We start from the raw sequence: 21900 nt of genomic DNA, 5'->3' as shown, positions 1-21900 counted from the left end.
TGCTCTAGCTAGAGATAATATAAAAGCGCCAGGAATAAATTCCTGACGCTTTTGTATTAATTAAAATTAATTAGTGGTGACTTGCACCTGAAAATGCATCCATAGTATGATCTTCACCTTTAACAGCCATCCCTTCAGTATCCATACCTGGGCAGTAGACTTCATCCATTGGAATACCCTTTTCTTCAGCAAAAGCCTTGGTTAGGGTTTCCATATCCATTAAGTGATATTTTTTATCAGGATCTTTTGGATCAACAATTTGAATTTGGGCCATCATACCAGCATCTTCGTGTTCAATGATATGGCAATGGTACATGAAGACACCAGTATTTTGGAAGTAAACTTTCAACCGAACCGTTTCTTGTGGAGCAACTTCAACAGTATCCTTGTATACCCCTTGTTCGTTTGGATAAGGTGCTTCGCCGTTACGTGAGACAACTAGGAAGTGCGCTCCATGAATATGGAAGGGGTGTAGCATCCCATGAGTGGTATCATTGGTATTAGTTACATCCCAGTACTCAGCATTCATTAATTCCTGCTTTAAATCAATTCTTTGCATTGAGAATAACTTACCATTAATCATGTTATGGTTGTCCATCGTAACATGGGGAACGGGTGAGTTAGGATTAACAACTGGATCATATGGCTTGAACAAAGTGTCAGGAATTACGCTATCATCTTTTTCATAGCTGTGAATTCTAAATTCAACTAACTTAAAGTCATCAGTGTAAAGGTTAACCACATCGCCTTCTTTATAGTCGCTAAAATCAACAACTACTTGTTGGCGCTCGCCTGGCCCGATTAAAACTTTAGTCATTTTAACTGGATGCTCTAAGAATGAGTCATCACCACCAATTTGGGTCATTACTAAGTCATCACTAAAGTGTAAGCGCCATTCACGACGGTTAGACCCACCTAAGAAAATTAAACGAACTTTCTGAGTAGTGACATCAACATAAGGGCGGACCACACCGTTAATAACAGGTGTATCTCCGAAGATACCCATTGCATTATAATCAGCTTTATAGTCAAATTGATTATCTTCATGGAAGATACGATCCTGCAAGATAATTGGAAATTCATCTTTGCCGTAGGTTTTAGGAATTGGCAACTGAGCTTCGTTAGCATCAGTAACGACCACACCCATAGCTAGTCCCATCCAAACTTGTGAAGCAGTTGATGGACAGGGATGAGCATGTAGCCAAGTGAGTGCTGCAGGTTGGTTAACGACAAAGTCAATGTGTTTTTCTTCACCTGGATATACAGGGGAGTGACAAGCACCATCGTTACCAGGACCAGATACTTCCATACCATGCCAGTGGTAGGTGGTTAACTCTGGTAGACTATTTTTCAATGTTACGTGAACATGTTGCCCCTTAGTCAATACCATTGTTTTACCAAGAACTGGGAAGTTATAGCCCCAAGTATGGGTTTTTTTACCAGGTAAAAATTGGAAATCACCTTCTTGAGATTCAATGGTATACCAAACATCATTGTACTCTTGTTTGTCTGGTTCCAAAACTGGTGGAACAATTAGTGGTTGTGCTTCAACACCTTCTGGAATATGAAGTTCTTTGTAGCCCATACCATGATTTTTATCAAAATCTTTTGAATTATAAAAATAATCTGTGTAAACTTTATCTGACATGTTTGTCTACCTTTCAATTAAAAAATTTAGCTAAATTTTTTGATATATACTAAATTTACTCTTTGTGAAAACGCTTGTAAAGCATGGGGCTTTATATTTTTTCAGCTGCTTTATTATATGTAACTTTTAAGTAATAGTAAACGAAAAAGTGTTATTTTTTTAGCCTGACAGCCCCATGCCAATAGTACAAATAGCATAATATTAATTTAGAAAAGGTTGAAAAAAATTATATTTTTTAAAAAATGTTTTTTTTAAAAATAATTTTAAAAGCAATCAAAAAAAATTGTTTTTGAACTAAAATTTGAGTATCGTATATAGGACTAATATAGAAATAAAGGAATTTGTAATTTGAAAATTAACTTAACAGATTTAACTGAAAAAATTGAACAAGAGGATTATTTACAGGATTTAGAGACGGTTAAATATGCTGATATTAGTAAATCCAAGGGTAAAATAAAAATTATTGCCTCTAAAATGATTAAAGAAACAGTAGCTGCTATTAAGCATGATTCATTGAGTCGTATTGCAGTTGAAGTAACTGGACAGCGACCAGTGACATTTGCTTTAGAAATTAACATCATCAATTTGCCGTATAGTAATTACAAAAAAATTGCTAACTTTTTTGAAGAGGATAAGTCTTATCCAGTTTTTGTTTATTTTGAAACTAAGTCAGAATTTTTAAACGCATCGGGTTTTAGGATTGACCAATTAGCCACTGAAAAAGAAATGCAAGAAACTGAACCTGAGCTAATTGAGCGATTAACAGACTTGATGGTCGAAAAGATTAAACAAGTTAGAGAATATGAAAAACCGACTACGGCCGTTAAGAAAACGGTTAAGACAAGTAAAAGTAAGGCAGAAAATAAAGCTAAGAAGATTGATTGAGCATTGTAAGTTTGATTGAGATGACTATCCAAAAGCAATTTTTTACAATATAATGAAGATATTACGGGAGGTCGATCATGTTTAGCTGGAATTTACTTGGTGTTTTACTATGGGTAATCATTATTCTGTATTTATTTTTTGTGGTTCAAAATATTCGTAAGCGCCATATTACGATGATTATAAAAAAACACCAGCAATTCAGCTGGTTAAATTTAGCTATTGATTTTTTAGAAGTAGCTATTTTATTGGTAGGTACGTTATGGCTTTTCGGAAGGACTGTGCTAGATAATCCTGATTTAGAAGATACTAGTAAAATTGCTGCAACCGTTATTTATGAGCCATTAATCATGAATACTGGCTCAGGTAATTCTAGTTATGTTGTGATTGACTCTAAAAAGAAAAGAATTGGTACACAGACTTATACTTATTATCGTAATGGCAGGCAAGCTAAAGTATCAAGTGATTTTGCAACTGTAGTTTACGGTAAAAGTCCGTTAGACATTAACGCAGCTAAAATTCCTTATAGTGAACAGGAATTGCGCAAAATGGATCAAAAATTTCAGCATGCTTATGTTGCTATTTATACAGCAAAATATAAGAAAGATTGGCAAAATGGAATTGGCTTGCATGCGGGTCATGTAGCAACTAGATATTATTTAATCAGAATTCCCGATGCTTCGTTTATTAAGCAAAAATAATTTTAACAAAATGATGGTTAATTAGACCATCATTTTTGTATTGTTACTTTTTAGACAGACTAATAAGTTACCCTCAATAAAGGCTAAAATAAAACTAGCAGTTAAAAAGTCAAGTACATTGCCAGAAGAAAATGCCGCCAAAAGGACGAAAGTACTAGCAACAAGTAGTGAACTGATTAAGTAAGTACGAGTTGATTTATTTAGGCACCATCTATAAGTTGCATAAAATAAAACTAATAAATAAGGGCCGACAAACAAGAGCATTCCAATCCAACCTAAAGAATAGATTTGAGCTACAAAGTCGCGTTCCAGATTAAAAATATTGTTCTCACGCACATAAGAAATGCCAAGGAACTTATCCCAATGGTTATTATTAGTTTTAACAACTTGTTTAAGCATGGCTTGCTCAATATGGCGATTTCCCATGCGACTTTGACCGGGTTCGCGCATAATTGCTAACCAAAATTCAGGGTCAGATTGATATGGATAACTTTTAAAAACAAATTTGGGATTAAGAGCATATGCTTGATAATTGTGTTGGATAAATTTACATAAAAATTCTGCTCGCTTTTTGCCAGTGGGGTATTTTTTTAATCCTTGATTTAATTTGTGATTTTCACTTGTCAAATCATGGTCAGACTGTTTTGCTAAATAAATTTCATAATTGTAACGTTGCACAGCTGGACCAATAGCTGTTAGCCCCAGTGAACTTAAACCAATAAAAATAGTAATTAATAAGGCCCAATTACCGTTTTTGACATCTTTAATCACATATTTATGAAATAAGAATAAAAGTAAACAAATGCTAAGTCCACCAATTAGACCAATGGCAGCTACCTTAGTACCAATTTCTACCATAGCTAAGGCATGAATGCTAGTCAGAAAAGCAGTGTGCCAACTGCAAGAGGTAAACATATAGTAGAGCATTAAAGGTAATAACATGAACAGTACTGCCGAAATCATATTGGTAAAATTAAAGAAGCCTTTTGATGCAATATGTGAATAACCAATATTTTGGTTAGTAAACCAGGAAAAGATATTAGCACTGATTGTGCCTGTTTCGTAAGATTTTAAGGAAATTACAAATAGATTAGAGATTACGATTGTACCAGAAAAAAGACCAGAAATACCTTCAATTACTTGCTGCAATTGCTTTTGCGTAAATTTTGCTTCTTTAGTTAGATATAAAACAATTAAAGGCAAAACCATTCTAATTAAATAAAAAATTTCGCTACTAGTTGAATAGCCATAATCACTTAAACTTATGCTAGTAAAATTACGGACGTGATATAAGTGCAACGCAGAATAAAACATTAATAGTAGCAAATAAACTAATAACAGTTTTTCTTTTGTCAATTTTTGCCAAGACCTTTTTTGGCTAAAAAAAAGGGCGATTAATGTGCCAACTACCAAAATGCGAATAATGGTTGGTAAGGTAAAGGGGAAAATATTAGCTAATTGTCCATGATAAAACCAATAAAGATCTAAAAAGGGTTGGCTTAAGATAAACCAAAATAAAATAGTTCTTGTTTTTTCTTTCACTTTTTTTCTCCATAATTATTATTTTGCTTAAAGTAAAATAGTTAAAAAAAGAGTAGTGGGATAAGCACTACTTTTATAAAGTATATCTATTTATTTTTGTCAGTGGGATTTTCGATGTTATTGAGGTCACTTTTAGCAATTTTTTCAATCTTAACGTCACTTTTAGCTAAAGCTTGAATTTCTTTAATTTTACGCTTGGGAGCACTCTTGAGATTTTTAAAATTAACAACAATTTTTTTATTGAGGTCACTAACTGCCGTTTTATCAGCTTTATCGTAGTCGATAATTGATAACAGGGCAGAATTTTCATAAATTTTTTCAACCTTACCCAAAAAGGGTTTAGTAAGTTCTTCTTCAGATTTTGCACTCAAAATATCATCTAATTTTATATCTGTCTTTTTCATGATGAGTTTTACTTCCTCTCTTACCCATGTTTAATTATAATAGAAAGATACTAATATAAAAATAAACTGTTTTCAAGTAGAGGGAGCCTGGATTATGCGAAAATTAATTTTAATAGCTGGCCCGAGTGGTGCAGGAAAAACAACGATTTCAGAATATCTGCTAGAAAAATTTTGCATTCCACGGGTGGTTACGCACACAACTAGGCCCAAACGTCCAGAAGAAATTGTGAATCAATCTTATCATTTTGAAACTAATACTAGTTTTGAAAAATTGCATTTTTTTGAGCATACTAGATATGGATCTTACCAATATGGTTCAAGTAGAGAAGCTCTTGATAAGGCTTGGGAAAAAAGTGAGCTAGTATCTCTGATTGTGGATATAAGCGGAGTTGAAGCGTATATTAATGCAATCAGGGGGCAGGTATATTTTTTGTATGTAACTGCAAGCACTAAGAAAGAATTGCAGCAGCGACTATTAAGACGGGGCGACAACTTAGCTAAAATTAAAGAAAGACTTAGCGGTAGTGAATTAAACCCCTTACCGCAAAATTTGCAAAAAGATGCCCATATTTTAGTTAATGATAATTGGATTGAAACAGAAAGAAGATTGACAGCGATCATCCGTCATTTACAAGGCTAAAGGAGTAAATGTTTCAAAAGTGGTTTTTTTAACAACTAAATCTTATAGTTTTGTAGCTCATTTGACATGTATATGTAATATTTAATGGTTAAGATAGAGAAAGTTGATTTAGAAGTTATGAAATATTTGTTTGAGAAAAGGAACTAATTTTGAAATACGGACGTAAGTACTTAATTAAATTAATTGCATTTATAGTATTATTTTTTACAGGCGTGACCACTGCGACAGCAGTAAATGCGACTACTGATGATGTTAGTGCTAGTACAATAACCAAGAGTCGCAATAAAATAGCGAAGCTTGCTAAAAAACAAGTGGGTAAGAGCTATGTATTTGGCGCTACTGGTCCGTCTGCCTTTGATTGCTCGGGGTTAGTTCAATATGTCTACAAAAAGGCGGGCAATACTGTTTTACCTAGAACAACATATTCACAAGTAAGTTTAGGCAGAAAAGTTTCAATGAAGAAATTAAAAAAGGGAGACTTACTTTTCTGGGGGTCAACAGTTGCTCCATACCATGTAGCTATTTATGTAGGTGACAATCAGTTTGTTCATGCGGCCACTCCTGATCAAGGTGTCAGACAACAACCACTCAGTACTTACTTTTATCCTTCCGCTGCAAAACGGGTACTAGAATAATTAAAGTTCTTAGTTCAACGATATTTCTAAAAAATAAATAAAGCAAAAGCTCTCAGGGGAAATTTACTTCTGAGGGCTTTTTTACTTACTAGTATCATATTTGTAACTGCTTTGTAATATTTTGCGAGTAAAATTACCGTTAGCGAGATGAAGTAGAGCTAAAATTATTTTATTTATCAACTTTACTTAAAGTATAGGGGGAATCTGATTTTGAAGGTTAAGAGTAATTTAATAAAATTTACTACTGCTGCAGTTTTGACTATTACAGGAATTAGTATTACTAATGCTACTAATGTTAAGACAACTGCGACTCAGGTTGAAGCTGCAACCAAAAAAGTCAAGATTAACTATATTCCTGGTTATAGTGTAAATGTTTGGGATAACTATGAGAATCCTGATTTTACTGGCAAGAGAATTAAGCATGGGAAGACTGTGAATGTCATCAGTAATGCAGTCGATGCATCTGGGCAAACCTGGTATCAAATTGGGGAAAATCAGTGGATTCAAGCATGTTATACTAAAAAATTAAAGAAAAAAGTTGTTAAAGGAACCGCAACAGCTTATGTACAGGCTTCTTCGCAAGGGGAAAGGGTGGCTGATTTGGCTAAAGCTGCAGTTGGTAAGGCATACGTGTGGGGAAGTAATGGTCCTGACGCGTTTGACTGCTCTGGTTTAGCGCAATATGTTTATAGTAAAGCTGGCAAGGAAATTAGTCGCACAACCTATTCTCAGGTTAAACAAGGTAAGCAAGTTTCAATGCAAAATCTAAAGCCAGGTGATCTTTTATTTTGGGGTTCAGCAAGTGCTCCATATCATGTGGCGATTTATGTTGGTAATAATCAGTTTGTTCATGCGGCCACTCCTGCACAAGGCGTTGTTAAAGAAAATTTAAGTTCATACTTCTACCCTTCAGTTGCTAAGCGCGTGCTTGACTAAAAATGAAATAATAAAAAACACTTAAAATAATTTTTTAAGTGTTTTTTTAGTGCTAATTCAAAAATTAGATAACATGATCTCTAAAATTTTTGTTATCATTTAAGTAAGTAGACTTGATTAAATAGTTGAAGCGGTTAAGATAAAGTGGAATGTTATTTTTTGATCATTTTCATGCTATTAAAGGAGAATTGACTTAAATGAAGCGTAATTTTTGGAAAATGGGACTGGCAACTACACTAACTATGACTGGAGTAACTGTAGTTGCACCACTTAAGTCGGTCAATGCTACAACTATGAAAGCGCCAATTAAACGTGTTCAAATTAATTATTTGCCTGGCAAGGGCGTAAAAATTTGGACTAATTATGAAGGTGGACAATTAATTACTTTTCGTGCCAAAAATAATAGTAAATGGAATGTTGCAGAAATAGCAATCGATCATAAAGATCGTCTGTGGTATAAAATTGGCGAAAATGAGTGGATTGAAGCACGTTATACGATAGATCTTGAAAAAGAAAAGCCAAATAATAAAAAACAATTACATCTACTGCCAGATAAAGCAAGTAAAGAAACCAAAAACCATAAAAAAACAAAAGGACAAAAAGTTGAGCAGCAGTTAGTGGTACCTACTAACAAGCCAAAAAATAATCGTGGGCTAAATGCACAGAACAGGGTCAATGCAGCGCAACGAATACAAGCAGTAGTTGATATGGCCAAAGCTCAAGTTGGCAAAGGTTATGTGTGGGGTGGTAACGGTCCGGATAATTTTGATTGTTCTGGGTTAGTCCAGTATATTTATAATCAAGTTGGTGGAGTTAAGTTACCCCGTGTTACAACAGATCAAGTAAAAGTTGGTAGTACAGTTTCAATGGATAAGCTTAAGCCAGGAGATTTACTTTATTGGGGGGCGGTCAATGCCCCATATCATATAGGTATCTATATAGGTAATAATCAATTTATTCATGCCGCAACCCCTGAGCAAGGAGTAGTTCAACAAGTGCTTAGTTCATATTTTTATCCATGTGTGGCTAAGCGGGTAATTTTTTAATTGCCTAAAAATTACTAAATTTAGTTATCTTAAAATTGAATATGTAATTTATCGTTTAAAATAGAATGTTTGTCTTAATTTAGACTGTTTTCTAAATCTCTAACGAGTAAAGAAGAACCAATTACTGCTTAAATAGGAATTGGTTCTTCTGCGCAAAATTTTAAATTATATATTTTTTAAATTGTAAACTTTTATCTGGTGTTAAACGAGCATATAAGTGGACCCCATCAGATTGGTACTTTTCGTCAATTATTTGTGTTTGCTCGTGAAGCTGGGATAATATTTTGCCAGCGGTTAAGGGTATAAGTAATTCTACTTTTTGGGATGCTGCAAAGAGATGTTGAGTAATTAATTGTGCTAAGACAGTAATAGATGCTTGACTAGTGGCAGCATATAAAAGATTATCCCCTTCAATTTGTGGATAGTCACGTTCAGTTTTATCTGCTTTATTATAAGCAGTAATCATTGGTGTATCTTTTATACCAATCTCGGCTAAGACCGCTTGTGTAGTATGAATCGTTTGTAGCATGTTGGGATCAGTGGCATCGACAACGTTAATTAAAAGATCAGCATCCTTTACTTCCTGCAATGTTGCCTTAAAGGATTCGATTAAATTATGTGGTAATTTTGAAATGAATCCCACTGTATCTGAAAGAATAAAACTAAAATTATTATTTAATTTAATTCGGCGTACGCTAGTGTCTAAAGTTGCAAAAAGCATATTTTTAACAAAAACTTGCTTAGCTTCATTTTCTTGGGAAAATTTTGTAAGTAAACCGTTCATTGTAGTAGATTTACCTGCATTAGTGTAACCGACTAATGCCACTTTAGGAATTTGGTTTTGATTACGGCGTTTAGCCTTTATCGCTTCTTGCTTTGTAACATGTTCTAGTTCGCGCTTAATAGCCGCAATCTGTTTACCAATAGTTCTTCTGTTTAATTCTAATTTGGATTCACCTGCACCACGATTGGCCAAACTACCACCACGTTGTTGATCTAAATTGTTTTCTGATGGATGCAATCGTGGCAATTCGTATTGTAGTTGAGCCAGTTTAACTTGCAATTGAGCTTGTTTAGTCCGTGCTCTGCTTGCAAAAATTTCAAGTATAAGTTCTGTCCGGTCAATGACCCGCAATTTTGTTAATTTTTCTAAATTACGAATTTGCATAGGTGACAGTTCATCATTTAGTATTAATACTTGTGCTTTCAAGCCATGGGCTATGTTTTTAATTTCATTAATTTTTCCAATACCTAAATAAGTACTTGTGACTACTTGAGTAGCATTTTGGCGCGCTTGACCAACTACATCTAAATTGGCTGCTGTGGCTAAATTAGCGAGCTCAGTCATATAATAATCAAAATTGGGATCATTTAAATTGACGCCAGCGAGAAATGCTTTGATTGGTTGAGGGATATTATTAATCATTTAAGCCTCTTATTCTTTCTTTGAAAATTTAATTGGTAAATTACATCGCTATTGTTCAACTTAAATTAGCCACATGATTACATCTTCTTTCTATAAATTAACTTTAATTGTAATACAAAAGGCTAGGTTTACCAAAATGAAATATTTGGTTGTTATTATTAATTTTGATTAATAAAGTCTCTTTTGTGATCGCTAAAAATTATGATAAATAAAAGCACATCCTTAGTGATGTGCTTTATTTATTTAAAACTAGTTAGTAACTCTTTTTAGTGTGATTTTAACCTTTAACGTGCACATAAGCATAATTTGATTGGTGCAGTAATTGCACTGGAATTTAATGGTAACAGTTACTTATATAGTAACTATGTAAGTGCTTAAATTATAAAATAAAGAAAGGAGTGAATAAATGAAAATTTTAGAACCAGACTTGGTTTTTGCCCATGTAAAAGCAACTAGTAGTGATGAAATTATTCATTATTTAGCACAGAAGCTGCAAAATAAGGGTAAAGTTAAGATTTCTTTTGAACAAGCAGTCAAAAAGCGAGAGTTACTTCACCCTACTGGCCTGCCTAGCGGTGAAATCGCAGTAGCAATCCCCCATACAGATGTTGATTACGTTAATGAAGCAGCGATTACATTTGCTACTTTGTCTCAGCCAATAGAATTTCATAATATGGCAATAACAGATGAGATTTTAAGGGTTCAAATTGTAGTAATGCTGGCATTAAAAGATCCACATAGTCAAGTAGAAATGTTACAAAAATTAATGGCCTTGTTTCAAGATCAAAAGCTATTAAAACAACTTAAGGGCATCACTAGTAGTCAAAAACTATATCAGGTCATTTCTGAACATATTTAGATAAAATTTATTTTGGGAGGAATTATTGTGAAACCGATAATTGATTTCATTATGTATATTGTTGGCTTAGGTCCAACTGTTTTAATTCCAATTATTATGCTGATTTTTGGCCTATGTGTCCGTGTACCATTTACTAAAGCACTCCGAGGTGGATTAATGGTCGGAATCGGTTTTATTGGATTAAACGCAACTGTTTCAATTTTAACTGATGTTATGAATCCAGCAATTAAGAATATGATTCAAGTTATGCATTTGAATTTACAAGTAATTGATGTTGGTTGGCCATCAGCGTCAGCGATTGCCTATGGTACGGCAGTAGGTGTGAGTATGATTCCGCTAGGAATTGCAATTAACGTTTTAATGTTAGTAACTAAGACCACATCAACGATTGATGTTGATATTTGGGACTTTTGGCATTTTGCCTTTAGTGGCTCATTAGTTTATGCCTTAACTAAAGATATTGTGCTCAGTTTATTTTTAGCCAGTGTAAATATGATTGTCATTATGGTTACTGCGGATAGAACTGCGCCGCTTTCGGAGAAATATTTAGGATTACCAGGAATTTCAATTCCACATGCTTATGCAGGTTCATTTGTACCTATTGCGGTTATTCTTAACTGGGTGATGGATAAAATTCCTGGTGTTAATAAGATTCATCTGGATGCTAAAGATTTTAATAAAAAGTTTGGCTCGTGGGGTGAGCCAACACTCCTAGGATTTGCTATTGGGATTATTATTGGAATTTTGGCATATGGGTTTATTCCGGGCATCACTGTGGCTACGAAGCTAGGGAAGATAATGCTGATGGGTGTTACTTTGTCTGCAGTAATGATCATTACGCCCAAAATGGCTGCTTTACTTTTGCAGGGAGTAGTTCCAGTTTCTGATGCAATTCAATCTTTTATTCAAAAAAAGTTTTCTGGCAAAAGAAAAATTTATATCGGAATGGATACTGCTGTGGGAATTGGTAGTCCTGTTGTGTTAGCTTGTGCTACTTTGATGATTCCGGTAGCATTATTATTTGCTTTTATTTTACCAGGTAATAAATTCTTACCCACAATTGGTTTAGTCGGCTTTGTCTTTATGTTTCCATTAATTGTTTCAATCACTCATGGTGATTTCTTTAGGTCATTTATTATTGGTGCAGTTAATGTAGTTTTAGGATTATGGATAGGTACGGATTTAGCACCATTAGTTACTAGCAGCGCAAGGGCAGCTCATTTTACTATTCCTAAAGGATCATCCTTAATTTCAAGTATTGATTATGGCTCTAATCCATATCCGTGGCTAATTGTGCAAGTAGCTCCAGCTAAGCTAATCGCATATGCAGTTGGGTTACTTTTGATCATTGGCCTTTGTTGGTGGAATAGAACAAAGATTATTGCAGAAGAAAAGCATAGAGAAGTTGCTATTCAAGATAAAAAGTAAAATTAAGGAGAATATATTATGAAAAAAATTTTAGTTGCCTGTGGAGCTGGGGTAGTTACAAGTACGTCGGCAATGAATAAGTTACAAGAAGAATTAGCTAATCGAGGAATTTCTGCAGCTGAATATACTTTAGGTCAGTCTTCTGTGGCCCAAGTCGAATCATTGGCTAATGACTACGACCTAGTGATTACCACAACTCAATATGATAATGAGGCTATTAATACACCAGTAATTAATGGCTTACCATTGTTAACAAATATTGGTGTTGAAAATATCATCGATGAAGTAGTTAACAAATTGGGTCTTTAGTTTTATTTTGTCAAATTGCTAAGATACTAAAATTTGAAGGGTGATTAACATGATGACAAGCAATTCTGCCAGTTCCGTTAAGGAAAAAAGGCTATTAAATTATTTGGTTAAATCCCCTGATTTTGTAAGTTTAAAAGAAATTTTAGAAACTTTTAGTATTTCGCGGCGAACAGCTTTTAATTGGTTAAAATTAATTAATCAAACTTTACGTCAAAATAATTTAGACGAAATCATTAACGTTCCTAAATATGGTTATAAAATTACTAATCAGACAAAAAAGAAATTGTTGGCTGATGCTGGGATAATGGAAACCGTATCTAGGTATAGTCAAATTAAAAGTGTCAACGCCGCTGATCGACAAATAATGATTGTTTTGATGCTAATCGGGGAAAATAAATATTGCTCAATTAATGTATTGGCAAGAAAATTTTCCTGCTCACGTAATACAATCATTAAGGATTTTAAAGCACTTAATGAGCGCTTTCCGCAACTCAAAATCGCTAGTTCTAGATTCGGGCATCGAATTATTAGTGATGAGTCGACAATACGAGGAGTAATATACGAATTGCTGCTTTATCAAAATAAACTGGTTTTTAAATTTATCAAGCATTTGGATTTTTCAATTACTGAAGCTAAGACAATAATTAGTACTGCGCAAAAGCAGTTAGAAATGACTTTTTCGGAAAATTCTATTGAACAGTTAGCATATTTGTTAACTTTTACAAGATGGCGGATTGAGCATGGATTATGTATTTTTAGCACAGCAGACTTAGAGTGGATAAAAATTAATACAAGCAATGTTTTATTTACCTGTGAAAAAATATTACAATCATTAATTGGAAAAAAGGTGCCTAGAGGTGAAGTGGTTTTTCTTAGTAAATTTGTTTTGTGTTCACAAGCTACTAAAGTTAATTGTGTTAAGGCCGATTTATACCATAATTTAGATAGTATTGCCCAAGAAATTATTTTTCGTTATGAGCAATTAACAGAGCAAAAAATTTCTGATAAATTATTTACTCAAGTTTTATGTAACCATTTGTATGCCACTTTTTTCCGAGTGAAGTTTGATTTACCATTTTCTTCAAATGAAGTAGATGAAATCAAACGGCAGTATCCAGAATTGGTTAAATTTACAGCAGTTGCATGTGCACCACTTGAACAATTCTTACATAAAAGATTATCAAGCAATGAAGTTGCTTTAATATACTTGTATTTTGGATCAGTTAGCCATAAAAATTATCAAGATTTTTCAGATATGGACAAGTTACAACGAGCAGCATTAGCAGATGTTTTAGTTGTTTGCTCTAGTGGAATAGGTACATCTGCTATGCTTTATCAAGAACTCAGTAAAATGTATCCATTGATAAAATTTTCTTTACCACTAGAAATTCGTGATTTACCGCAAATTTTTAAGCGGTCTTATCAAGCAAAATTAATTATTAGCACGGCTAATTTAACTGATACCGTATATCCTATTCCAGTTGTAAATGTTAGAGCTGTTCTGACTAAGCATGATCAAAGTGCGATTGAAAAATTATTACGCCAAAAAATTTCACGTAAAATTGAGCATAATGAAAGTGCTGTTAATAGTTTAGTCTCTATCATCAATGAGTATGCAGATGTTAAAGATGAAAATGGTTTAAGAACGAGCTTAGATCGCTTTATTTTTCCAAAAAATCAAAAATCTGTTCATTATAATTTACCAACTTTAAGTAACCTGTTATCTGCAAATCGTATCAAGTTTTTACATAATAATGATGATTGGAATTGGCAGGACGTGCTACATTTTGGATGTGAAATCTTAGAACAAGATGGGATTATCGATGAATATTATTGCGAGAAGATTATACATTTAATTGAGCAATATGGACCGTATATGCTTATTGCTAATAATATCTTTTTAGCACATGCTGCACCTGATACTAGTAGTAAAAAAGCAGGTATAGTGTTAATTTTATTAGATCATCCTTTAGTAATAGAAGCTTGTCAACAAAAAGAAATTGTGACCTGTATGTTTGTCTTATCACCAGGAATGAAACGTGAATATGAAAAGGCTTTGGAACAACTAATTGATATAGTTAGGGATAAAGAAAATGTTTTGCGCTTGCTTAAGGCTAAATCTATTCGAGAAGTACGCCAAATTTTATTATGCTTTTAAATAAAATGGTAGTTAAAAAATATTAATTTATCTTACTGTTAATTGGACTAATAAATATGAAAAAGAATGCGACCACAGAAATAAGGTGGTCGCTTTTGATTAGTTTGCATTAGTGAAAATAAAGTGTATAATTGAATCTTATAAGGTACCTAACCAAAATTAAAAACTAAGGAGACTAGTAGAAATGATGGAAACTTTAAGTTACCAAAATAATCAAAAAGTACAAAAAAATCGCTGGTGGATATTAGTAGCTGTAGGTCTTTTTACTTTTATGTCTACGCTTGACGGAACAATTGTCAATATTGCTTTGCCAGTAATTAGCAACGACTTACATATACCAATGAGTCAATCGGAATGGGTTGCTTCACTTTATTTAATCGTTGTTTGTAGTTTTATTTTGTTTTTCGGTAAGTTAAGTGATCTTCACGGAAAAATTAAAATTTTTCGTTTTGGAGCAATTTTTTTTATTGCTGGATCTTTGTTATCAGGGATTAAAGTAAATCTATTATTCTTACTTGTAGCAAGAGCTATCCAAGCGATCGGGGCCGCAATGACTATGGCCACTAACAATGGTATCATTACAGAAATTTTTCCTACAACGGAACGAGGTAAAGCACTAGGGACAATAGGATCTTTTGTTGCTCTAGGATCAATTGCGGGTCCAGGATTAGGTGGACTTATTTTAAGTAAGCTATCATGGTCATATATTTTTTGGCTGAATGTTCCGGTTGGGATTGTTGCTGCAATAATAGGTGCAATTTATCTTCCTAAGGATATTACCTTCACTACTTCAAGCCTTGATAAAATGGGGTCTTTTAGCTTTGCCTTGGGAATGATTGCGTTGTTTGGGGGCATTTTCTTAGGACAACAATTTGGCTTTACGTCTTTACCAGTTTTAGCAATGCTACTAGTTGGCGTTATTAGCTTTATATGGTTTGTTTCAATTGAAAACCACGCTGAAAATCCATTATTACAATTTAAATTGTTTAAAAATCTCGATTTTTCAGTAAGTTTATTATGTGCACTTTTAGTTTTTATTACTAACTTCTTTTTTAATGTAGTTACTCCATTTTATTTGGAGAATGCACGTCATTTAGCGCCAAGTCAAACAGGCTATATTTTGATGATTTTACCAATAGTTCAATTTTTTGCGGCTCCAGTTGCTGGTGCACTTTCTGATAAAATGAATCCAAAATTGTTAACTTTCATTGGTTTAGTTCTTTTATTAGTTAGCCAAATTTGTTACTCACTATGTAATCTTAATTCTTCAATTTGGCTATTTGTTGGTAGCATTGCAATTATGGGATTAGGAAGTGGCATCTTTACTTCACCTAATAATTCATTAGTAATGAGTTCAGTTCAGCAAAAAGATTTAGGAATTGCTGGCAGTATTAATTCACTTTCACGAAATTTAGGGATGGTAATTGGAATATCGAGTGCAACTACTGTTCTTTTTGCAGCAATGAGTCATGCTAAGGGTGCGCGAGTAACGGCCTATTTACCGAAACAACCAGAAATTTTTATTTATGGCATGCATGTTGTTTTTATTATTTCGATGATTATCTGTTTAGTAACTGTAATTTTAAGTGGTTGGCGTTTGTTTAGAAAAAATTAAATTAAAAATATTATATTTATTTAAAGCACTACAATTTGATGTTGATTTATCTCATGTTTTGAGATAATAGAGATTAATTGTGGTGTTTTTATTTGAAATATTATCTTGTATTTTGATTAATTGTTTGTATTTTTTAAACAGCAATAGTAACTATAAAATGGTAAACTTATTAGTGGTAAAAAATCTAGTGATTGCTTGGGAAATTATAAGCAAAAAAACACCCCTATTATAGGGGTGCTCTTTTTATTAACTTGTTCCAAAAACTGATTTTTATAATTCTCGGGAACAATGTTATTATAATATATTAGAACTGATTTTGCTAATATTTTATTCTATTTATATAAAATATTTTCTTTGATAATAATAATTTTTTATTATTGTATCATTGTTATTTTGTCATAGTGAAGCTAGGACACTCGTTTTCCATGATTGACATCAAGCCTAGTTAAGTGATATTTTTTGTATGAGAAGAAAGTTTGGAGTAAGCTATGCAAATAATTGAAAGTTCGATTTTGCGTATTGCAATCGATGAAAAAAGGGCAAGGTTAGTTAATCTTATATCTCAAAATAATCAAATCGATTATTTTAAAGATGGTGATCTGCAAAGGAACCTGATAGTTGATTTTACTGGCAAAAATCAAAATGAAAATTTAGCAAAAATTCTACCTTGGACAATTGTTGATAAAGGTGATTCAAGGATAAGTCTGGCTTTGATTGATGACAATTCAAGTTATAAGAAATTTCCTTATCATTTTGAAGTGATTTTAACTTATGCTGTTGAAGGTAATCGAGTTGATATTAAATATTACTTGAAAAACAATTCCCATAAAACTATGCCATTTTCTTTATCTTTAGCAGTTGATATACCTGATGGTTGGGCAAAAGAGGAAAAGGTAAATGAAGTTATTTTAAGCAAGAATGCTGTTAAATTACAGTGTATCTCGTCTAGTCTTGCCTTAGCAGTAAAGAACAATCAAATTGTTGCTGCAATGAAACAAGCAGAATTAGAAAAAGATCATGGTGAAGAATTTGGTCTATCATTGTTATTAACGTAAACAATTTAATGTTTTTAATAAGATATCAGAGTCAAGCCGACAACGGCTTGTTTTTTTTGCTATAATATATCCATTGTATAATTAAATTGGGTAAGTAAAGAAATATGAATCACAATCATAATCATCCACGCAAAAGTCGGGTTGAAAAACATGCAAAGGATTATAAAAAAAGGCGATATGCCTTAATTTTACTCCTTAGCATCATTGTTTTTGTAATTGTAGCGTATTCGGCCTATCTCTATTTTCGAACTAAAGAGGCTGTTGATAGTACTTATGATAATAGTGCCCATGTGCAAATTAAGCATGGGGAATTTAATGGTAAGAATAGATTCGCAATTTTATTGATGGGTACGGATACCGGAGCTTTGGATCGAACTGATGAAGTGGGTAATACTGATACTATTATTGTTGCAGTAGTTAATCCAAAAAAGAAGCAATACACTTTAATGTCTGTACCACGAGATACTATGGCACAGATGATTGGTACACCAAACTTTCAGGTAGAAAAAATTAATGCTGCCTATTCGATTGGTGGCGCCAAAATGGCAATGGCAAGTGTTTCTAAGTTAATTAATGTACCGATTAAATATTATGCTTTAGTTAATATGAAAGGAATCATGCGCTTAGTAAGCTACGCTGGTGGTATCAAATTGAAGCCAATGCTTAGCTTTGAGTATGGTGGATATGTTTTTAAGAAGGGACAGTTAACCCATATGGGTGGCGGCGGTGCTTTAGCATATTCACGAATGAGATATGATGACCCAGAAGGAGATTACGGTCGCCAGAAACGTCAACGACAAGTAATTACAACACTTATAGAAAAGACGGTTTCACCGGGTACTTTAACAAAACTTGATTCAGTGTTAACTTCAGTTTCAGGTAGTGTTAAAACAAATCTTCCTTTTGATGCTCTGCAACAAATTGCACTTAACTATCGCAGTTCGACTAAGAAGGCACAAAATGATTATCTTCATGGTCATAATGCCACAATTTACGATGCTTCTTATCAAGTCCAATCAACTGAGGAATTACAGCGAATTTCGGATCGTTTGCGCCAGGAATTGGGCTTAAAATCTGAGTTGATTGATAATAATGAGACGTATCAGAATAAACGTAATAAAGAGCGTGGCTTTGACTTTAATGATCCTGAAACTCAGGATTATACTATATTTAATGATTATCAGAATCAAATACAGGAAGAAGGTGATAATTAATGATATTTATAGCATCATTAACACTTTCTTGTGTGTGTTTGGATTTAGTATTGGCAATTTTAAGGCATAGTTTCCGAGCGTTAGGGAGAAATACCTGAGTTTATTATAATCGAGCAGCAGTAGCTACAGCTAAGTTTAGTAAGTACTACTTTGCTGGTTGATTTTATAAGTTACAAGGATCATATTTATACATAATCGATTATAATGCAGTGTAAAAAGTATAGACACTGGTTAATAACATCATTTTTAGTGAGGGATATATACTAGAAATATGAATAAAAATAAAAAATCTTTAACTGTTGCACAGATTATTTGCTTACTGGTTGCAGCTCTTTTCATGTTGATTCAAATGTTTAACTTGAAGGGAATTGCTGCTAGAACACACTATTCATTCATTCGTTTCGTGCCTGATATGCTACATAATATGACTCTGATAATAGTGCCAATGATTTTTGGAGCAGTATATAGTAGAAAAAAATTGAGTGCAAGTGAAAGCTTTAAGTATTGGCTAATGGCTAGTGCAACGCTTATTATTTATTATGTACTTTTTTTCTGTAAGTTACCTGGTCATTTTAATATGTGGCGCATATGGGGCATGTTATTTCCGATTATTGCAAGTACTTCAGTTTTATTTGCGGGATTGCTTTTCAGTTTATTAGTTCAGTCACATTTGTATGATTTGTTGCATAAATTGACAAGCAAGCAGAGCTGGCTTATTTTAAGCTTGCTTACTATTTTTGGCTTTGCTCTCAGTGCAGGCAATCTTACATTTCAATATTCAATTTATGGCTTATACTTAATTCTCTTTTTTGCTTGGGGTATGTTTTTAGCTCAAGTGTCAATTAATGGTAAAGCATTAAGTTTAATAGTTACTGGTGGGTTAATATCACTGGTTGTTGTTTTGATAGGTGTACCTGGCTTTGATGCAGTTTATTGGTCACAAATAGTTGCTGGTAATGGGGGCGGCGATTGGAATCGCGAATTCCTAAACAATCCCTCATCACCATTTATGTTTTTAATGGTAGTGGCTATTTTCTTACTATTTAAGAAAATTATTCTGACCTTTAATACTAAGCAAATGCGTTTATTTGTTCCATTAATTATACTCATGGATGCACCAATTTCGGCAAAATTTATGGGCTCTTTTCGGTTTACTGGTTCTTCAACTATTAATAAGTTACTGGTGATTATTGCCGTCTTAGTAATTATTGGTATATGGGATCTAATTCTTGAGCGCTATTTGTTTCAGTTTAAGCCCTTTAAGCGAGTAATTACTTATCTTGATCATGAATCTAATTTAGCAAAAATTTGTGAAAAACTGTGGGCTGTTTTTATTAAGTTTATTATCTCTAATCGAGTTAACTTGTTGACCTGGGCTTGGTTCTATCTTTTGAGTTTTGGCTCATTTTTAATTGAATCAGATAATCTTAGAATTCAAATCAGTACCGCTAAGACAATTAATGCCATCGTCTACTTATTGGGGACGAGATTCTTTGCTATTATTTTAACTACTATTTTACTTGATGCCTTATTTTCGGTATTTTATTTTGTAACTACACGTTATTGGACCTCAAATACATTAGTTAGTTTAATTGCGATTGGTTGGGCAGTAGCGAATAAGATTAAATTATTATTGCGTGGTGAACCAATCTACCCAACTGAAATAAGTGAAATTGTAAATTGGAAAACTTTGCTTCCAATGATTGGTAAAACAACTGTAATTGTAATTTTACTTGCAATTTTACTTGTAATTTTGCTTAATGTATTTTTAGAAATTAAGTTTCCGATTAAGAAAAGAGGCTCCTGGAAACGGCGTGGTATTTGGGCCTTAGTCAGTTTATTACTGTTTATGACCCCACTTCGTTTTAATCATGATGGTGGTGCAATCTACCACGTTAATCGAGGGTTTGATAATAAACAAACATTCCGCAACCCTGAACGTGATATTCAAGTCAATGGTCCGGTATTAAATTTTCTAAATTATATTGATTTACAAATTATGGACCAACCGGATAACTATTCGGCCTCATCAATTAAGACTTTAAGTAATAAATATGCTAAGGTTGCAGATAGAATTAATAAAACGCGTAAGAATGATTTACATAACCAGACAATTGTCTTTAACTTAAGTGAAAGTTTTGTTGATCCTAATACTTTTCCAACTATTAGATTTGACCACTCTGTTTCAAATCCAGTTAAGTTTATTGAATCAATGAAGTCTCGTTCTTCATATGGTACGATGCTTAGTGCTGGCTATGGTGGTGGTACGGCGAATATGGAATGGGAAACATTAACTGGTTTAAACATGGGAATGTTTAAATCAACTTTGACCCCATATGTCCAAATCGTACCTAATTTTGATTTTTATCCAACAATCGGTATGAATTTTGATTATAAATCTGCGGTTCACCCATTTATTGGTACGTATTATTCAAGAAGAGAGGATTACCATCGGTTTAAATTTGATAAATTCGTCTATACTGGGTCTAAATATAAAGTTATTGATCAAAAGAAATTAGGTAAGAGTGGTTATAATTCAGACTTTACTACCTATGCCAATGGATTACACCAAATCAATTCACGTAGCGGTGGGCAATTTATCAATTTGATATCGATTCAAAACCATATGCCGTATAACAATTGGTATCCTCATAATGAATACATCGGCAAAATTTCTGGCGAACTATTTAATACACCGGCTATTCGTGAGCAAATGGCAACATACGTTAAAGGAACGCAATATACGGATAAGGCTGTAAAACAGTTTATTGGTGAAATTGATAAAATCAAAAAACCAATTACACTAGTCTTTTATGGAGATCATTATCCAAGTATTATTTCACAAAGTTACACTGCTAAATACCCAGTAGAGATGCATTCAACGCGTTACTTCATTTATTCAAACAAATATGCGCGTGCTCATGGTGCAAAGCTAAGATTACCGCGTAAAGCTAATAATTTTGTTAGCTCAAGTGACTTTATTGCTATGATGCTAGAGCAGACCGATTCAAAGGTCACTCCTTATCAAGCGTTATTAACAGAAGTTCATAAACAATTGCCGGCAATTACCATTAATTTTAAAGGGGACAAAGGATTTGAATTAATTGGTCGAAAGGGACAAGTAATTGATCCCAAGTATTTGACTAAAAAACAACAAGCATTACTTGCTGATTATGAGACAATTCAGTATGATATGACAGCTGGAAAAGCGTATGGATTGAAGATTGATGGCTTTTACAAGTAAAAATAATTTTGTTGACATATTAAAAAAAAATTAGTATGATCACGTTATAATATTTAAGTAGCACTTTGATTCAGGGTTCAGAGAACTAGCATTTGGTGTGAGCTAGGCAGGTTGAAGGTTGCAAAATACAGATTTGGGTAGTTCCAATATCGACTTTC

General features: G+C 33.3%; 18 protein-coding genes. 14 read left to right on the top strand and 4 right to left on the bottom strand.

What is annotated here, in order from left to right; translation table 11 throughout:
* Positions 1–70: 70 nt before the first annotated feature.
* On the bottom strand, positions 71–1648 hold the full coding sequence (locus F5ESL0233_RS07140; RefSeq protein WP_090092502.1) for a multicopper oxidase family protein: 1578 nt from the start codon (positions 1646–1648) through the stop codon (positions 71–73).
* Between the two features lie 348 nt (positions 1649–1996).
* Between F5ESL0233_RS07140 and F5ESL0233_RS07135 the strand changes: the two genes are divergently transcribed.
* Complete coding sequence (locus tag F5ESL0233_RS07135) at positions 1997–2533, top strand: hypothetical protein (protein WP_122059456.1); 537 nt, start codon at positions 1997–1999, stop codon at positions 2531–2533.
* 77 nt (positions 2534–2610) lie between these two features.
* Positions 2611–3231 carry an LVIS_2131 family protein gene (locus F5ESL0233_RS07130; RefSeq protein ID WP_090092499.1) on the top strand — a complete coding sequence of 207 codons (621 nt, stop codon included), beginning with the start codon at positions 2611–2613 and terminating at the stop codon, positions 3229–3231.
* A gap of 21 nt (positions 3232–3252) precedes the next feature.
* Here F5ESL0233_RS07130 and F5ESL0233_RS07125 read toward each other — a convergent pair whose 3' ends face one another.
* Together F5ESL0233_RS07125 and F5ESL0233_RS07120 are read right to left on the bottom strand one after the other, a co-directional pair.
* Positions 3253–4773 carry an O-antigen ligase family protein gene (locus tag F5ESL0233_RS07125; RefSeq protein WP_122059454.1) on the bottom strand — a complete coding sequence of 507 codons (1521 nt, stop codon included), beginning with the start codon at positions 4771–4773 and terminating at the stop codon, positions 3253–3255.
* Positions 4774–4859: 86 nt separating this feature from the next.
* Positions 4860–5177: a DUF2187 domain-containing protein gene (locus tag F5ESL0233_RS07120; RefSeq protein ID WP_090092496.1), complete on the bottom strand. Its 318-nt coding sequence runs from the start codon at positions 5175–5177 to the stop codon at positions 4860–4862.
* Between the two features lie 94 nt (positions 5178–5271).
* Here F5ESL0233_RS07120 and F5ESL0233_RS07115 point away from each other — a divergent pair, with 94 nt between their 5' ends.
* From F5ESL0233_RS07115 to F5ESL0233_RS07100, 4 genes are all read left to right on the top strand, one after another.
* A complete protein-coding gene (locus F5ESL0233_RS07115) occupies positions 5272–5817 on the top strand; it encodes a guanylate kinase (RefSeq protein WP_118896125.1) in 546 nt (181 codons plus the stop codon).
* Positions 5818–5966: 149 nt separating this feature from the next.
* The gene (locus F5ESL0233_RS07110) at positions 5967–6452 is read left to right on the top strand and encodes a C40 family peptidase (RefSeq protein WP_090092493.1); all 486 of its coding nucleotides are present in this window, start codon (positions 5967–5969) and stop codon (positions 6450–6452) included.
* 210 nt (positions 6453–6662) lie between these two features.
* On the top strand, positions 6663–7388 hold the full coding sequence (locus F5ESL0233_RS07105; protein ID WP_122059452.1) for a C40 family peptidase: 726 nt from the start codon (positions 6663–6665) through the stop codon (positions 7386–7388).
* Between the two features lie 197 nt (positions 7389–7585).
* Entirely contained in the window at positions 7586–8434 is an 849-nt protein-coding gene (locus F5ESL0233_RS07100; protein ID WP_122059451.1) for a C40 family peptidase, read from the top strand.
* A 160-nt stretch (positions 8435–8594) separates the two neighbouring features.
* Here F5ESL0233_RS07100 and hflX read toward each other — a convergent pair whose 3' ends face one another.
* The gene (hflX, locus tag F5ESL0233_RS07095; protein ID WP_090092489.1) at positions 8595–9860 is read right to left on the bottom strand and encodes a GTPase HflX; all 1266 of its coding nucleotides are present in this window, start codon (positions 9858–9860) and stop codon (positions 8595–8597) included.
* Between the two features lie 406 nt (positions 9861–10266).
* On the opposite strand from hflX, the gene F5ESL0233_RS07090 reads away from it, so the two are divergent.
* From F5ESL0233_RS07090 to F5ESL0233_RS07055, 8 genes are all read left to right on the top strand, one after another.
* Complete coding sequence (locus tag F5ESL0233_RS07090) at positions 10267–10719, top strand: PTS sugar transporter subunit IIA (protein WP_122059449.1); 453 nt, start codon at positions 10267–10269, stop codon at positions 10717–10719.
* Between the two features lie 27 nt (positions 10720–10746).
* On the top strand, positions 10747–12147 hold the full coding sequence (locus F5ESL0233_RS07085; RefSeq protein WP_122059447.1) for a PTS galactitol transporter subunit IIC: 1401 nt from the start codon (positions 10747–10749) through the stop codon (positions 12145–12147).
* 18 nt (positions 12148–12165) lie between these two features.
* Positions 12166–12456, top strand: coding sequence for a PTS sugar transporter subunit IIB (locus F5ESL0233_RS07080; protein WP_122059446.1), 291 nt, complete (start codon positions 12166–12168; stop codon positions 12454–12456).
* A gap of 49 nt (positions 12457–12505) precedes the next feature.
* A complete protein-coding gene (locus F5ESL0233_RS07075) occupies positions 12506–14614 on the top strand; it encodes a BglG family transcription antiterminator (RefSeq protein WP_122059444.1) in 2109 nt (702 codons plus the stop codon).
* A gap of 187 nt (positions 14615–14801) precedes the next feature.
* Positions 14802–16229, top strand: coding sequence for an MFS transporter (locus tag F5ESL0233_RS07070; RefSeq protein WP_122059636.1), 1428 nt, complete (start codon positions 14802–14804; stop codon positions 16227–16229).
* A 488-nt stretch (positions 16230–16717) separates the two neighbouring features.
* Positions 16718–17284, top strand: coding sequence for an aldose epimerase (locus F5ESL0233_RS07065; protein ID WP_122059443.1), 567 nt, complete (start codon positions 16718–16720; stop codon positions 17282–17284).
* A gap of 104 nt (positions 17285–17388) precedes the next feature.
* Positions 17389–18498: an LCP family protein gene (locus F5ESL0233_RS07060; protein WP_090092478.1), complete on the top strand. Its 1110-nt coding sequence runs from the start codon at positions 17389–17391 to the stop codon at positions 18496–18498.
* 271 nt (positions 18499–18769) lie between these two features.
* Positions 18770–21742, top strand: coding sequence for an LTA synthase family protein (locus F5ESL0233_RS07055; RefSeq protein WP_122059441.1), 2973 nt, complete (start codon positions 18770–18772; stop codon positions 21740–21742).
* Positions 21743–21900 lie beyond the last annotated feature (158 nt).

This window comes from Lactobacillus sp. ESL0233 (genome assembly GCF_003692995.1).
Classification (GTDB): Bacteria; Bacillota; Bacilli; order Lactobacillales; family Lactobacillaceae; genus Lactobacillus; species Lactobacillus bombicola.
The sequence above is the reverse complement of the archived record's forward strand: the minus strand, read 5'-3'. Positions and strand labels throughout refer to the sequence as shown.